This is a genomic window from Acidimicrobiales bacterium (assembly GCA_035531755.1).
GTDB lineage: Bacteria > Actinomycetota > Acidimicrobiia > Acidimicrobiales > UBA8190 > DATKSK01.
Genome location: DATKSK010000009.1, coordinates 1 through 13,936 on the forward strand (window position 1 = coordinate 1; position 13,936 = coordinate 13,936).

General features: G+C 71.0%; 9 protein-coding genes. 2 read left to right on the forward strand and 7 right to left on the reverse strand.

Features of this window, described 5'->3' with window-relative positions; all coding sequences use genetic code 11:
• The 4 genes from VMV22_02040 to VMV22_02055 form a co-directional block, all read right to left on the reverse strand.
• The coding region (locus VMV22_02040; GenBank protein ID HUY21099.1) for an Ig-like domain repeat protein at window positions 1-1,452 on the reverse strand (1,452 nt) is incomplete at its 3' end.
• A 151-nt stretch (window positions 1,453-1,603) separates the two neighbouring features.
• Complete coding sequence (locus VMV22_02045) at window positions 1,604-3,412, reverse strand: prepilin-type N-terminal cleavage/methylation domain-containing protein (protein ID HUY21100.1); 1,809 nt, start codon at window positions 3,410-3,412, stop codon at window positions 1,604-1,606.
• A gap of 79 nt (window positions 3,413-3,491) precedes the next feature.
• Window positions 3,492-4,667: a type IV pilus twitching motility protein PilT gene (locus VMV22_02050; GenBank protein HUY21101.1), complete on the reverse strand. Its 1,176-nt coding sequence runs from the start codon at window positions 4,665-4,667 to the stop codon at window positions 3,492-3,494.
• Between the two features lie 25 nt (window positions 4,668-4,692).
• Window positions 4,693-5,223, reverse strand: a complete 531-nt coding sequence (locus VMV22_02055; GenBank protein ID HUY21102.1) for a hypothetical protein — start codon at window positions 5,221-5,223, stop codon at window positions 4,693-4,695.
• A 224-nt stretch (window positions 5,224-5,447) separates the two neighbouring features.
• Between VMV22_02055 and VMV22_02060 the strand changes: the two genes are divergently transcribed.
• Window positions 5,448-6,191, forward strand: a complete 744-nt coding sequence (locus VMV22_02060) for a response regulator transcription factor (GenBank protein HUY21103.1) — start codon at window positions 5,448-5,450, stop codon at window positions 6,189-6,191.
• Here VMV22_02060 and VMV22_02065 read toward each other — a convergent pair whose 3' ends face one another.
• Window positions 6,192-9,731, reverse strand: a complete 3,540-nt coding sequence (locus VMV22_02065) for a GAF domain-containing protein (GenBank protein ID HUY21104.1) — start codon at window positions 9,729-9,731, stop codon at window positions 6,192-6,194.
• A gap of 220 nt (window positions 9,732-9,951) precedes the next feature.
• Here VMV22_02065 and VMV22_02070 point away from each other — a divergent pair, with 220 nt between their 5' ends.
• Window positions 9,952-11,106 carry a class D sortase gene (locus VMV22_02070; GenBank protein ID HUY21105.1) on the forward strand — a complete coding sequence of 385 codons (1,155 nt, stop codon included), beginning with the start codon at window positions 9,952-9,954 and terminating at the stop codon, window positions 11,104-11,106.
• A gap of 3 nt (window positions 11,107-11,109) precedes the next feature.
• Here VMV22_02070 and VMV22_02075 read toward each other — a convergent pair whose 3' ends face one another.
• Together VMV22_02075 and VMV22_02080 are read right to left on the reverse strand one after the other, a co-directional pair.
• Entirely contained in the window at window positions 11,110-12,195 is a 1,086-nt protein-coding gene (locus tag VMV22_02075; protein ID HUY21106.1) for an isocitrate/isopropylmalate family dehydrogenase, read from the reverse strand.
• An 8-nt stretch (window positions 12,196-12,203) separates the two neighbouring features.
• A complete protein-coding gene (locus VMV22_02080; GenBank protein HUY21107.1) occupies window positions 12,204-13,859 on the reverse strand; it encodes a hypothetical protein in 1,656 nt (551 codons plus the stop codon).
• Window positions 13,860-13,936 lie beyond the last annotated feature (77 nt).

Genomic DNA, 13,936 nt, shown 5'->3' on the forward strand with positions numbered 1-13,936 from the left:
CGTGATCGTCCAGGTGACCGTGTTGGTGGGGTTGGGGGCGCCGTTGGGCCCGTTCACGGTCACCGTGACCGTGAACGTCGATCCCGGCTGGGGGCTCGGCGGAGTCGTCGTGAAGCTGAGCGTCGGGGTCGCCTTTGCCACGCTGGTGCTCGCGACCCCCTGGCTGTCGGTGTAGTTGCCGTCGCCGCCGTACGACGCCGTCACCGAGTACGTCCCGACCACCGCATTCGAGACCGAGCACGTGGCGGTGTTGGTGCCCGTCAGGCCGTTCGGGTTGGTCATCTGGGAGGGGGTGCAGGTGGGATTGGGCCCGGACGGTGCGGTGATCGACCACGCCACCGTGCTCGTCGGCTTCAGGTCCCCGGCCACGGGAGGATTGGCGCCGACGGTGGCGGTGAACGTCAGCGTCGAACCAGGCTGGGCGGGTGAGGGCGACGAGACCTCCGTCACGGTGGTCGACGACGCAGCCTTACCGACGGTGATCGCCCCCGAGCCACTGCCGGATCCGTAGTTGCCCGGAATACCCTGCGCAGGGTAGCCGGCTGTCACCGAGTACGTCCCCACCTGGGCACTGCTCACCGTGCACGTGGCCCGAGACGTGTTGGTCCCGGCGATCGTGCTCAGGGCGGAGTCCGCACACGACGGCGAGCCGGGACTCGGTGCGAAGGTCCACTGGATGCTCCCTGTCGGCGCAGGCGTGGTGCTGTTGGGCGGGACCACCGTCGCGGTGAACGTCACGGTGTCACCGTAGGTGGGCGTCGTCGAGGACGATGTTGCCGAAACGAGCACGGTGGTATTCGCCGTCCCGGTGACGACGAAGCTCAGCGATCCTGCGAACCCGTCCGGGGCTCGCGCAACGACGCGAATGAGCTGCGCTCCGCTTTGCGGGCAGTTGGGAGAGGTCGTCGCGACCCATCGGGCGGATTGGGCGTCCCATTGCTGCACCGGGTTGTCGACGGAGACCGCGTACCCCGCCGGCGTGGTGCCCTTGGCGGTGCCGCCGACCGAGAAGGCGGTCGGCGAGGGTGTGGCGGTGCCGTCGCTCACGGAAACGATCTGTGACCCGGTCAGGCCGCTCGGGACGGTGAAGGTCACGGCGGCGTCGCCGTTGGCGTCCGTCGTCGAGCCGCTCGTAACGGTGGCCGACGCCGCACCGACCGTCACGGTCACGGTGTGGTTGGCGGCGAAGCCCGTCACGAACACGGTCGCCGACGACCCTGCGGGACCGGACGCCGGCGACGGCGTGCCCACGAGGCGGTACGGCGTCGTTCGGCAGTTCCAGTTCGGAAGCGCAGAAAGCTGCTGGATCTCGTACTGGGCGGCCTGGGCGAAGCCGTTCAGGACGGAATCCACCGTGGAGAGGCTCTGCGCTGTCGTCGAGCTGGTGATGGCGGTGACGAGCCCACCGAGCAGGGCGGTCACCGTCAGGGCGATGACGAGGATGGCGATCAAGATCTCGATCAGGGTGTCGCCGGCCTCGGAGGGTGCTGCTCGACGGCGGAGCTCTTCACCCGGGCCCGACCGGCCCCGTCGGGCCGTCGCGCCCGTCTTCCTTCCGGCACGAGCCTGACCACTGTTGAAACGGACCATCCCGGAAGCCGACCTATTGGATCGTGACGCGGAGGTTGAAGCAGAAGTTGAACAGCATGCTTTGCGCCACGATGGGGCCCGTGCTGATGGTGTCGCCGAACCCGTACAGGCTGATCGTGGCGTCGGGGACGTAGATCACGCCGCCGTAGGTGTTGACCGAGGAAGCGGCGCTGGCGAGGAACACCGGCGCGTTGTCGGTCGCGTCCTGCCACAGCAGGACCCCGTTATACGGATCCGACGTCATCGTCGTCGGGATGGGCGCCAGCTCGATGTTGTTGGCGAAGTTGACGTTCCCCAGGTTCGTCGTGCCGTCCTGGACGTAGAAGAAGACGCCTCCGGATGGAGGGCTCGGGCACGCGCTGGTGGCGGTGCCGCCCCCGCACAGAGCGCTCCCGGATCCCGACACGTTCAGCCCGTCGGTGAAGGTGTAGTGCCCCGATCCGAAATTCACGGTGTCGCTACTACCGATGCACAGCGAGCTCCCGCACCCGTTCGCCCCGAATTGATAATGGCCGGGTTGGAAAGTCACGTTCCGGTGGCTGGTGATGTTGAGCCCGTTCGCGTACAGGCCGGGGGTGCATGACATCGTCGAGCCGCCCGTGCACGACCCGCTCGGTGAGGTGATGGGTGCCGGCTTGTTCTGCGAAGCCCATACGGCCCGCGGGTCGGTGACCGGCTGGCTCGTCGACACAGGATACGGCTTGACGTCGACGCCATTCCCCGAGACTGCATCGTGGCCGCCGCTCGTGGGACACATGCTCCCCGTCGTGTTGTCGTTGAGGCAGTTGTAGACGTAGTCCCAGGGGCCGGTGCTCTGCGACGCCGGAGTGCACGATGCGGTGTTCGTCGTCGTGACGCTGTTGCCGAGGCTCAGAAAGCCACTGCTGATGGCGGGAACACCGTGGCTGTAGTCGTAGCCCTGAAGTGCGGAACCCACGACACAGACGTCGTCCTGGGAGCTGAAGTTGGTGAAGGAGATGTCCGTACCGATCCCGAGGAGCGTCAGCGCGGCGTTGGGTCGAACGATGGGGGGCACCGGGATCCCCGACACCGGCTCACCCGTGAGGGCGTACTGGTACGGGGCGCAGGCGACGCCAGGGGTGGAGCATCCCTGAGTCACGTTGAGCGTGACGGTCGACACCATGTAGGTGAAGGTCCAGTCGCTGCCGGGATTGCAGGTCACCCCCGTCGGGATGCTGGTGGGAGTGGGTGAGACGCAGTTCACGACGGGCGCGGGGGGGTTCGTGGTGCTGACGTTGTCGGACAGGACCACTCGGCTCTGGGGTGTCGACGAACCTTGCGGGCAGTACAACCGCACCAATTCGGAGGGCGCAGCGGGTGCAGGCGTCCAGGTGTAGTACGACACCACCGTCGACACGCCCTGCAGCTGCATACCCAATAGGAACGTCTTCGAGCCGGACAGGCCCGAGGCGCTGCACTGTTGGGGCGCGCTCGCCGGGTTGGCCGCCGTGGTCACACTGGAGGCGCTCTGGATGTCACGGACGTAGTAGGTCGAGGCCGTGGCCGCTGCGGCCGAATCCGTGACCTTGCCCTGGATGCCCTGCTGGTTCTTGAGCATGGTGATCATCACCATGGCGATCGCCCCCATGACGAGAGGGAGTATGACCAGCACGATGAGGAGCTCGATCAGGGTGAAGCCCTCCTCGCCCCTGCGAGGCGGGCGACGCGGGCCACGGGCCCGGCGCGGCCCGAATGGCGCGTGGCGACCCGGGCGGCTCCGGCGCCGCGCACGGTGACCGTCGTTCTGCGTTCGTGACGGTCGCGTTGGCGTCATCTCTCTCTCAGTCGGGGGTATCGCCATTCTCTGTGGTCTCTTCCCCACCGATGGTCGGACACCTCCATCGTAGGCTGGATCGTTCCTCGACTCCGGACGGATCGGCTCAGAACGAGGTCACCCGCGGGTTGTCCGGGCTGGCCACCATCGCGCCGGGCATGACCGGTTCGAGAACAGGCTCGGGGGCCTGGACCTTCTGCATCTGCGCGTACTGCCGGGGCCGCTCCACCTCCTTCGGGTAGAGGCTCACCCGGAGGGCCGTCTCGTAATCGATCAGGTCCTCGGCCATCAGCTGGTTCAGGCCCATCTCGAGGGTCTGCATGCCCTCCGACTGGTGGGTGGAGACGACGTTGCGCAGCTGGCGGGTCTTGCCCTCGCGGATGAGGTTGCGCACGGCGTGATTGGCCATCAGCACCTCGTAGGCGGAGACCAGCCCTCCACCGATCCGGGGCACCAGGCGCTGGTAGATCACGCCCTCGAGGGTCGAAGCCAGCTGGACCTGAATCTGCTCGCGACGGTCCGACGGGAAGATGTCCACGATGCGGTCGATCGCCTGGGCGCTGTCATTGGTGTGCAGCGTGGCGAACACCAGGTGCCCGGTCTCGGCGATGGTGAGGGTGGTGGCGATGCTCTCGAGGTCGCGCATCTCACCCACCAACAGCACGTCGGGGTCCTCGCGCAGCACGGAGCGCAGCGCCCGCTCGAAGGACACCGTGTCAGTCCCGACTTCTCGCTGGCTCACGGCCGACCGATGGTTGGCGTGGACGTATTCGATCGGGTCCTCGATCGTGATGATGTGGCACTTGCGGTAGCGATTGATGTAATCGATCATCGCCGCCAGGGTCGTCGACTTTCCCGAGCCCGTCGGGCCGGTGACGATGACCAATCCCATCGGCAGCTCCACCAAGGCCTCGACGGCCGGGGGGATGCCGAGCTGCGCGAACCCGGGGATCTCGTAGGGGATGATCCGCAGGGACAGCGCACACGTGTCGCGCTGATGGAAGGCATTGCAGCGCAGGCGGGCCCGGTCCTTCCAACTGAAGGCGAAGTCGATCTCGCGCTCTGCCTCGTAGCTCGCCACCAGGTCCGGGCCGATGACGTCCTTGATCACCCGCTCGACCGAGATCGTGCTGAACATCTCGCCGCCGGTGACCGGGCGCATCTCTCCGTCGACCCGCACGAGCGGGGGGGCACCGGCGGTGAGCAGCAGGTCGGTGCCACGCGTCTGCCAGAGCTCCTCGAGCCAGACATCGATCTCCGCGGTGCTGCGGGCAACGGGCATGGGGGTCGCTCGGGAGATTCTGGGATCAGGTGGCGGCGGTGCTGGGCACAGGGACATGCTCCTCGGCGGGACGAACCCGAGATCCGGAGGCGATGGCCACGGGTGTCGCTCCCGTCACCTTCTCACATGCCGTTACCACGTCACCACCCTGCTCGACGGCAAGTGCCGCCCACGGCCCGAAGGGCCGTTCGGAGGCGACGCCTGCGACCACCAGTGGGACTCCCTGGTGCAATGCGCAGACCACGCCGAGCTCGGCCTGGGAGGGCTCGCTCAGCGGTCGGGCACGGACGGTGACCACCACGTCGAAGCCCACGTCGAGAGGACATGTCCTTCCCTGGATCAGGGCGTTGCAAGGAAAGGCCGGCTCACCGGGCTCATGGCAGCGCAGCACGGTGCACCCGCCGGCCTCGAGCTCGGTCGCCGACTGCTCGATGGCCCAGTCGTCGGTACCCACGACGAGCACCGTCGGAGGCTCGGTCCGGCGGTCGCCCGGGAGGGAGCCTTCGATGACGGGGGCCAGGTGGACGCCCCCTCTGTGCTTGAAACCAGCGGCCACGACCCGAGTGTGCACCGCCCAGACCACCGCCCGACCTACAGCGCATCAACCCCCCCCCAACTTGCGCGCGAGCCCGCCCGGGCTCCGGTGCCGTAGGTCAGGCGACCCATCGCGGGCGGTAGGGTGCGGGAAACAGCCCGAGGCCTTTCAGGTAGGGGGACCCCGCCCACTACGCTTGGTGACCGAGCCAATGGATTGAGTGGCGGAGCAGTCGGGAGACGGTGGTGGCGAAAGTGGCAGCGGCAGAACCGGCCCGCCCCGCGGCGGTGCCGACCCGATCGTGCGGGAAGCTCCTGGTCGTCGACGACGACCCCGAGGTCCGGGGCATGCTGTCGCGACTGCTCGAGGCCGACGGCTACCGCGTCACCGAGGCGACCACCGGGGTCGAGGCCATCGGCGTCCTGGGGAAGACGCCCCCCGACCTGGTGATCCTCGACGTCATGCTCACCACCGAGGACGGCTTCGACGTCCTGGCCGCCATCCGCCGCACGAGCGACATCCCGGTCATCCTGGTCACCGCCCGGGGCCAGGAGACCGACCGGGTCCTCGGCCTCAAGCTGGGTGCAGACGACTACATCGTGAAGCCGTTCTCCCCCGCCGAGCTGGCCGCCCGGGTGGGGACCGTCCTGCGCCGCAGCTCCAACCGCAGGCCGGCGGCACCCACCGGCGCCCTCGAGTTCGGCGAGCTGTCCATCGACACGCTGGCCCGCGAGATCCGGGTGGCGGGCACGCTGGTCGAGACGACGGCCAAGGAGTTCGCCCTGCTGGCCTTCCTGGCCGGCTCACCGCGCCAGGTCTTCACCCGGGAGCAGCTGCTCGCCCAGGTGTGGGACTCCTCGTCGGAGTGGCAGGACGCCGGCACGGTGACCGAGCACATCCGCCGCATCCGCCGCAAGATCGAGGCCGACCCCGACACGCCGCGCTGGGTGCGCACCGTCCGAGGCGTGGGGTACCGCTTCGAGCCCTGATCAGGTCCCGGTCGCCCGGTCACGCTGCTGCGCCGGCAGCGGCCGGCTGTCCCGGACGGCGGCCGCCCGGTCGAGTGCCTGGCGGGCCCGGCGCCCGAGTTGGCCGGGCGTGAACGGCTTCGGCAGCAGGTCGGCGTCGAGGTCGAGCGGGTTGCGGGTCATGGCGGCCTCGTCGAGGTGCCCCGACACGAACAGCACGGCCATCGAGGGCCACGTGCCCACGAGCGTCTCGGCGAGCTCGACGCCGTTCATCTCGGGCATGACGACGTCGGTGACGAGCAGGTCGACAGGGCGCTCGAGCGAGCGCGCCACGGCCAACGCCTCAACCCCGTTGGCGGCCGCCAGCACGAGGTAGCCGCGCTCCTCGAGCTCGCGCACCGCCAGGCGCCGCAGCTCGTCCTCGTCCTCGGCCACCAGGACGAGCTCGTCGCCGACGCTCGTGTCGAGCTCGGGCGGCCCGTCCTCGAGCTGGCGGTCCTCGGCCTCCACGGCGGGGAACCACAGCGTGATGGTCGTGCCGCGCCCCGGCGCGGTGTCGAGGCTCACCTGGCCGCCGGCCTGCGTCACCATGGCGTGGACCGCCGCCAGCCCGAGCCCGGTGCCCTTGGCCATCCCCTTGGTCGTGAAGAACGGCTCGAAGCAGTGCTCGGCGGTCTCGGCGTCCATGCCCATCCCGGTGTCGCCCACCGCCAGCGCCACGATCTGCTGGGGCACGGGCCGCTCGGCCCCCACCATGCGCGTCCGGATGACGAACCGGCCCCCCCTGGGCATGGCGTCTCTGGCGTTGATGGCCATGTTGAGCACGGCGCGCTCGAGCTCGGCCGGGTCGACGAGGATGCGGCCGGCGGGCTCGGCGGGGATCAGGTCGAGCTGCACGTCCTCCCCCAGCGCCCGGGTGAGCATGGGCGCCATGGCCCCCACCACGGCGTCGGGGTCGACGACCTCGGGCTGGCCGACCTGGCGGTGGCCGATGGCGAGGAGCTGGCTCGTGAGAGCGGCGGCCCGCTCGCCGGCGCGCTGGATGGCCTCCACCTCGGCGACGAGCGGGTCGTCGGTGGCGAGGCGCCGCAACATGATCTCGCTGCACCCGAGGATCACGGTGAGCAGGTTGTTGAAGTCGTGCGCCACGCCGCCGGCCAGGCGGGCCATGGCCCCCATCCGCTCCGCCTGCTGGAACTGCTCGAGCATCCGCTGGCGCTCGGTGACGTCCTCGGCGACGGCCAGGATGCCGGTCACCGTCCCCTCGTGGTCCTGGAGCGCGGCCGTCGACACCGACAGCTCGACCACTTCGTCGTCGCGCCGGGCCGTCACCTGTACGCCCACCGTCGCCTCGCCGTGCCGGGTGCGCTCCCACAGACGGGCCAGCATCGAGGAGGCCGCGCTGTCGGCGGCCGGGATGCGACGCTGTCCCGACGTCGCGCCGTCCCATCCGAGCAGCGTCCCCGCGGCGCGGTTCCACCACGTGGCCACGCCATCGAGGTCGAGCTCGGCGATGGCGAGGGGTGAGGACTCCACGACGGCCTGCAGGCGCTGCTCGTTGCCCTGCACGGCCTGGTAGAGGCGGGCGTTGTCGAGGGCGACGGTGGCCATCTGGGCCAGCAGGACCAGCACCGACTCGTCCTCGACGTTGAAGGGCCGATCCCTCCCGAGGACGACGATGGCCCGCCGGCGCGTACCCGTCGAGTCGACGAGGGGGACCGCCATCCACGGGACCGTGGGCGAGCCCATGACGGCCAGATCGGCGGCGGCGGCGGCGTCGTCGAATCCCTCGAGCACGCCGCCGGCATGGCGCATCGGCCGGTTGGCGCGCGCCATCAGACGACGGGCGCCGTCGACGACGGGCGCCGTCGCCTCGAGCAGACCCACCGGGGCGGTCACCTCCACCTCCACCTCGACCTCGGTGTCGGCCTCGGCGTCGACCGCTGTGCCCGACGGCGCCGCACCGTCGCCCACCGGGACGGCCAGGACCACCGCCTGCCCGGCGTCGAGCACCCGACGGGCGTGCTCGGACAGGACCCGCAGCACCTGGGGCTCGGCCAGCGGCGCGTTGACGGCGAGGGCGGCCTCCATGAGACGGCGCAGCTGGCCGGCGTGGCGGGTGGCGGCCTGCTCGGCCTGGCGGCTCTCGCTCCACAGCAGGACGCGCTCCACCGCGATGGCGACCCGCTCGGCGAGGCCGCGGGCGGTTTCGAGGTCGGAGCGGCGGTAGCCGCGCCGGCCCTCCCCGGTGACGAAGCTGAGCGCCCCGAACGACAGGCCGCGCAGGTGCACGGGCACCACGAACATCGACTCGATCCTCGAATCGGCCGGCGTCTCGATGTAGCTGCCGTAGGCCGCGGGCTCACCACCGTGGGGCGCCCCGTCTCGACGCGACCGCATGACGACCTCGGGCCGGCCGCTGGCGAGCACCTGCCGCACGAGCGTCTCGCCCTCGGGGTGGGGGTGGCGGGCCGTGGTCTCGGCGAGGCGCCCGCGCGCGCCGTGGGCCACCCGGCGCAGCGTCCCCTGCTCGTCCACGACGTCGACGGAGAACCAGTCGGCGAACGACGGGACGACCACCTCGACGAGCCGCACCATGGCCTCGTCGTAGGACTCCAACGCGGTGGCGAGCACGTCGGCGGCGCGGGCCAGCAAGGCCACGTGCTGCCGGGCGTGCTCGGCACCGAGCCGGCTGCGGCGCTCGGCCTCGTCCAGCCGGGCCCGCTCGATGGAGGCGGCCGATCGGTCCGCCACCAGTTGCAGCAGCTGCAGGTCGCGGCCCTGGAACCGGTGATGGGCCCGCGTGCCGACCTGGACGACGCCGATGACCATGCCCCCCACGAGGAGAGGCGCGGCCACCAACGAGGCCATCTGCTCGCGCAGCATGGGTGCGGTCGCCGCCGCCTCGACGTCGTTGACGATGACCGCCTGGGCGCGGGCGGCCACCTCACCGACGACCCCTTCGCCCACGGGCACGTGGACGTCCTCGGTGGACGGCGCGTCCAGGCCGTAGGAGGCCCGCACCGTCAGGGTGGCGCCGTCCTCGGCCAGCAGGAAGATGGCGGCCACGTCGCCCCCCACCACCCGGCCGGTCCGGGCCAGCAGCTCGTCGAGGAGGGAGTCGAGCGGCAGGAAGGACAGGCCCGGGTCGGTGACCGACTGGATGGAGCGCAGCGCCACGCCGGCGTCGTGCAGGCCCAGGCGGATGCGGCGCTCGGCCACCCGCCGGAACAGCAGGATGACCAGGACCATGACGAAGCTGCCCCCGACGAAGAGCCAGCCCAGGGTGATGCTGGCCGCCGTCCGGTGGCTCTCGACGAGGAAGCGGAAGACGATCACCGCGAACAGCGCCCAGCTGACGACCAGGGCGGCCTCGCCCAGGAACATGTGACGGCCCAGCGCCTGGCGCAGGAGCCGGTCCGCCTCGGGCCCGCGGTCGTCGGGGACGATGGCGGTGGGGTCCGCCGGGGTCGTGTCCCAGTCGGGCCCGAACGCCTCGTGCCCACGCCGCGCGCGGGTCGGGGCGACCGGCCCCACGCTCCGTGACTTCCAGCGGTTCACTGGGGGAAGAGCCTACTCCCGGGGGTCTGCCTGGACCCCGGGACGTCGCTCGTGCCATCGGATCCTCCGGCACCACTCCCGCGAGCTGTGGCCGTCGTGGCCGACGGGAAGATGTTCACGGATCGTGTGGCCGCCACCACTCCAGGTCGAACTACGATGGAACCAGGAACAGCATGACCGCCCTTCTGGCCGTCATCGCCGCCTCCGAAGGGAGCGTGGGATGGTCCGGTCGTCGACCCGGGTCGGGCGCGCAGCGTCGGCCGGTCGGCGACGCTGGCCGTACCGGGGGCTGGTCCTCGCCGGAGTGCTCCTCGTCGCCGGGGCCGGGGCCTGGCAGCTCGACGCCACCCTGTGGACCCATCACAGCGAGGTGGCCGGCAAGGCCCTCGTCCACCGCTACCAGCAGGGCGTCACCACGACCCGGCCCACCGAGGTCGTCGGTGACCCCTCGCGGGTGAAGCTCGGCTCGTGCGGGGCGGCCGACACGGGCGATGTCCGGGCCCTGCTCGTGGTCCCCGCCCTCGGGCTCGTGGCCCCGGTGGAGGAGGGGGTGGGCGACGCCCAGCTCGAGGTGGCGGTCGGCCACCTGCCGAGCTCGGTGTGGCCGGGGACGGCGGGAACCGCAGTGCTCGAGGCCCACGACGTGTCCTACTTCGTGAACCTCCCGGCGCTGAAGGCGGGCGACACCGTGCTCTACGAGACACCGTGCACGACGTCCACCTTCGTCGTGGAGAGCCACGCCGTGGTGACGCAGGGCGCGCCGGTCTACAACACGCCGGGCCCCACGCTCACCCTGGTGACGTGCTGGCCCACCAACGCCCTGTGGTTCACCCCGCAGCGGTACGTGGTGACGTTGGCCGAAGCGTCGTCGACGAGCACCAACGGCGCCATCCTCACCTACGCGTCGGGCGCGGCGGCGCCGACCGTGCCCGCACCGGCGGCGCTGGCCTCGCAAGGCCTGACGCTCACCACCAACTCGATCCCGATGGGCACCCTCACACTGGCCGGCACGCCCGGCCAGACGTGGTCGCAGTCCACCGCCCCCCTCCTCGTGCAGAGCGCCGCCGTGTCGGGGTTCATCGCCGGCGTGAAGGCGCTGGCGCAGGACCGCCTCGACTGGTGGTCGGCCGTGGCGCCGGGAGTGTCGCCGCCGACGCCCCTGGTGGGCGCGCACGTCCCGGCCTACCTGAGCCCCCTCGACGTCACCCTGCGCGCCGCCGGCGACACGGTGACGGGCGTCACGCTGTCCACCACCGTGACGGTCACCGGCGGCCACGCGCCGGGGCGCTACGCCGTGTCGGTGACGGAGACAGTCACGGAGACGGCCACGGGGTCGACCGTGGTGGTGGCGGGCTGGACGATGACGCGGGCGTGAGCGCTACGGCCGCCCGAGGGCGGCGATCACGGCCGACGCCACCTCGTCGGTCGACGCCGGCGGGAGGTCGGCGGGCGTGCGCTCGAGGTCGTAGGTGAGCGTCCGGCCCTCGGCGGCGACGGCGTCCACGGCCGCCTCGACCCGGGCGGCGGCGTCGCCCTCCCCCAGGTGTCGCAGGAGCAGCGCCCCCGACAGGATCATGGCCATGGGGTTCGCCTTGCCGAGCCCCGCGTACTTCGGCGCCGAGCCGTGGGCGGCCTCGAACACCGCGGCGTCGGGACCGACGTTCATGCCGGGGGCGAGCCCCACCCCGCCGACGAGCGCGGCGGCCAGGTCCGACAGGATGTCGCCGTAGAGGTTGAGGGTGGCGAGGACGCCGAATTCCTGAGGCCGCCGTACCAGCGCCGCACACGTCGAGTCCACCAGCATCTCGTCGAAGGCCACGTCGGGATGGTCCTGGGCGACGTGGCGGGCCACCTCCAGGAAGAGACCGTCGGTCGAGCGCATGGCGCTCGCCTTGTGCACGGCGGTGACATGCCCGTAGCCGTGGTCGCGCGCGTACTCCATGGCGAAGGCCACGACCCGCCGGCTGGCCGCCTCGGAAATTGGCTTGATCCCGATCGCCGACCCCGGGCGCACCTCCCCGCGCCCGGCGCGGTTCACGGTCTCGATGAGTGCCTCGGTCTCGGGCGCGCCGGCCTCGAACTCCACCCCTCCGTACAGGTCCTCGGTGGTGTCGCGGATCACGGCCAGGTCGACACCGGAGAAGGGCGTGCGGATACCGGGCCGGCTGCGGACCGGGCGGACCTGGGCGTAGAGGTCGAGGGCCTTGCGCAACTCCACGTTCACCGAGCGCGGGCCGCGGCGTTCCTTGGTCGTCGTGACCGGGCCCTTGAGCGCCACGCGGTTGGCGCGGACGGAGGCGAGCGCCTCGTCGGGGAGCCCCGATCCGGGCCCGGCGGCCTGGCCCACCTGGAGGGTCTCCCATTCGAGGTGCACGCCGGTCGCCTCGAGGACGCGGCACGCCGCGGCCACGAGCTCGGGCCCGGTGCCGTCGCCCGGGAGCAGCGTGACCCGTGTCGTTTGCACACCGAACCTTACGTCGGTGATTCCGCCATCCCCACCATCGGGCGGGCGAGCGACAGGCCACCCATCGAACCCGTGAACGGGGCGCCGAAGGCGAAGATCCCGCCGTCGGACGCCACCAGCCAGTAGCCGCCCGTGACCGGGTCGGCGGCCATCCCCACGATGGGGGCGTTCAGGTGCATGGCGCCGGTCGAGCCCGAGAACGGGGCGCCGAAGGCGAAGATCCCGCCGTCGGACGCCACCAGCCAGTAGCCGCTGCCGTCGCTCGTGACGGCCATGCCCACCACCGGCTTGTTCAGGTGGATGGCGCCCGTCGACCCGTGGAAAACGGCGTCGCCGAAGGAGAAGATCCCACCGTCGGCGGCCACCAACCAGTAGCCACCCCCGTCCGCGGTGGCCGCCATGCCGACGATCGGCTCGTTGAGCGTCATGGCACCCGTCGACCCGTGGAAGGCGGCGTCGCCGAAGGAGAAGACGCCCCCGTCGGACGCCACGAGCCAGTAGCCACCCCCGTCGGCCGTGGCCGCCATGCCCACCACCGGCTTGTTCAGGTTGATGGCGCCCGTCGACCCGTGGAAGGCGGCGTCGCCGAAGGAGAAGATCCCACCGTCGGCGGCCACCAGCCAGTAGCCACCCCCGTCGGCGGTGGCCGCCATGCCGACGATCGGCTTGTTGAGCGTCATGGCGCCCGTCGACCCGTGGAACGGTGCGCCGAAGGCGAAGATGCCGCCGTCCGATGCCACCGTCCAGTAGTGCTGCGGGGAGGATGGGGATGGCGGTGGCGGAGAGGGCGGCGAGGGCGGCGAGGACGACACCAGGGCGTTCGCCTGGCCCGGCGAGCCGTAGCCGCCGGCCGAGAACGTCGGGAAGGAGCCGCCCGCGATGTCGCTCTCGAACGTCGCCTCGGAGACACCGGCCCCGCTTGCGCTGTAGGTCTGACCGGTCGTCTGGTCGAAGTTCGCCAGGACGGCGGTCGACACCCCCGTGAGGACGACCCAGTCATGGGTCGCGTCGGGCTCGGCCGACTCGACCGAGTCGTGGGCCGACAGGGTGCCCGCCACCGAGGAGGCGCTCGCCACCGGCAGCCACTGCAGCGACGCCGACGACGCCGTTCCGATGGTCGACCCTTCGATGGCTGAGCCGAAGGGGTCGGTGGCCACCTGCGCCGTCACCGTGGCTGCCGACAAGGCGTTCGACGTCGAGTCGACGACCACCTCGGCGTTGTTGTTGCCGCCGGTCATGTACACCGTGAAGCTGAGCGAGGCTCCCGCGCCGATCGCCGTCTTGTTGGCCGGCATGGTGTTGTTCAGTGTTCCCAACCCGTTCAGCGCCGGGTTGGCCGGGTTGGCGAAGTGCGCCGCGGTATCCAGGTCGAACGAACCTGGCGTGCAATTCGACGACTGATTGGAGTCGGACTGCGTCGTCGAGGTGCAGATCACGTTGACACCGGGCAGGGTGGCCACACTCGACACGGCGTCGACGAACACGCTGGTCGTGCCAGTGTCGTGGATCGTCCAGTTCACGGCGTACGGATCGGTCCCGACGGCGAGGGCACCCCCGCCGTTGGTGAGCTGCGCCCCGACGACCGCCTCGGACGGCGTGGCGTCATAATTCCCGGCGACTCCGTCGCTCTCCTCGACCAGGTAGTGATTCCCGTCAGAGAACACGTCCGAACCTGCGAGCGCCGCACTTCCTCCACCGCCGTTTGTAACCGACATAGCGATCCCCGTAGGTGCCGCTCCGG

Coding starts and splice junctions, on each gene's coding strand:
- VMV22_02050 (HUY21101.1), bottom strand. CDS start 4,667: ATGCCCGTTGCCCGCAGCACCGCGGAGATCGATGTCTGGCTCGAGGAG.
- VMV22_02045 (HUY21100.1), bottom strand. CDS start 3,412: ATGGCGATACCCCCGACTGAGAGAGAGATGACGCCAACGCGACCGTCA.
- VMV22_02070 (HUY21105.1), top strand. CDS start 9,952: ATGGTCCGGTCGTCGACCCGGGTCGGGCGCGCAGCGTCGGCCGGTCGG.